The sequence below is a fragment of the Desulfosarcina cetonica JCM 12296 genome (assembly GCF_001311845.1).
GTDB lineage: Bacteria > Desulfobacterota > Desulfobacteria > Desulfobacterales > Desulfosarcinaceae > Desulfosarcina > Desulfosarcina cetonica.
Genome location: NZ_BBCC01000434.1, coordinates 1 through 1554 on the forward strand (window position 1 = coordinate 1; position 1554 = coordinate 1554).

Consider the following 1554-nt stretch of genomic DNA (forward strand, 5'->3'; position numbering starts at 1 on the left):
CCCTGGTGGCGGCGGTCAGGCAGCGGGCCACGCGGGTCATGGCCCCGAGGCTGCAACGGGCCATCAATGCCACCGGCGTGGTGGTGCACACCAACCTGGGCCGTTCCCTGTTGTCGCCCGTGGTGCTGGACCATCTGGCGACCATCTCCAGCCGCTACTCCAACCTGGAATTCGATCTCGAACAGGGCCGTCGCGGTTCACGCTACAGTGCGGTGGAGGGTATTCTCTGCGAACTCACGGGGGCCGCGTCCGCCATGGTGGTGAACAACAACGCCGCGGCCGTGCTGCTCTGCCTGGACACCCTGGCCAAAGGCCGCGAGGTGATCGTCTCCCGGGGCGAGCTGGTTGAGATCGGCGGGGCCTTTCGGATTCCCGACGTCATGGCCAAAAGCGGCGCGATCCTCAAGGAGGTGGGCACCACCAACCGAACACACCCCCGGGATTACGAAAACGCCATCGGCGAGGCGACCGGGATGCTGCTCAAGGCGCACACCAGCAATTACAGTATCGTGGGATTCACGGCGGCCGTCTCCCTGCCCGACCTGGTGGACATCGGCCGGCACCACCAACTGCCGGTCATGGAAGATCTGGGCAGCGGCACCCTGGTGGATTTTTCCGCCTATGGGCTGATCAAGGAGCCGACCGTGCAGGAATCCCTGGCGGCGGGCGTGGATGTGGTCACCTTTAGCGGCGACAAACTTCTGGGCGGTCCCCAGGCGGGAATCATCCTGGGCAGCAAGGCGCACATCGACCGCATCAAGGCCAACCCCCTCACCCGGCGCTCAGGATCGACAAAATGACCCTGGCGGCCCTGGAAGCGACCCTTTCCCTTTACCGTGACGAATCCACGGCCATACAGGCAATCCCCACCCTGCGCATGCTGACCCTGCCCCTATCGGTGATCCAGGGGCGCGCCGCGGAGCTGAAAGCCCGCCTCGACGGGCTGGGTGACAACCGCCTGAGCGTTGATCCAATGGATCTCGCGTCCAAGGCCGGCGGCGGCTCGCTCCCCCTGCTCAACCTGCCCAGCCGTTGCCTGGGCATCCGCCTGGCCGACCGATCGGCCAATGCCCTGGAGGCATGGCTGCGCAACCACACGCCGCCGATCATCGGCCGGATCGAAAACGACCGTTTCATCATCGATCCCCGGACCCTGCAGGAGGAAGAGCTGGAGATGATCGAGACCGCCTTTGCGGCACTCCTATCTGAATCGACGGGCAATAAACAGGGTGAAAGTCGCATTCCCGACGAATCCGTCAAACAAGGTGAATGAATGGCAAAAGAAGCGCTATCTCCGTTCAAGAATCGAAGCACGACCCAGGAGTTCCTCTTCTCACCCGCCGAGAGCCATCGGGTCGACGGGCAAGGCACGGACAGCGGTCCGTCGGCCGATCTCTCCGGCCGATTCCCGGAAATGTTCGACCGCCAGGAAACGCTCATGGCGGCGATCGAGGCCCAAATGGCCACGGCGACAACCATCCTGGTCCTGGCCATGGACATCGGTACCGCGATTGCGGCAGCGGCCGACCCGGATGGGGACGCCACCACGGCCGG

General features: G+C 64.5%; 1 protein-coding gene and 1 pseudogene. Both read left to right on the plus strand.

What is annotated here, in order from left to right; genetic code table 11:
• The first annotated feature begins 38 nt into the window (after positions 1–38).
• A pseudogene (gene selA / locus JCM12296_RS37615) lies at positions 39–1273 on the plus strand (L-seryl-tRNA(Sec) selenium transferase).
• The coding region (locus JCM12296_RS34710) for a hypothetical protein (RefSeq protein WP_157068193.1) at positions 1274–1554 on the plus strand (281 nt) is incomplete at its 3' end.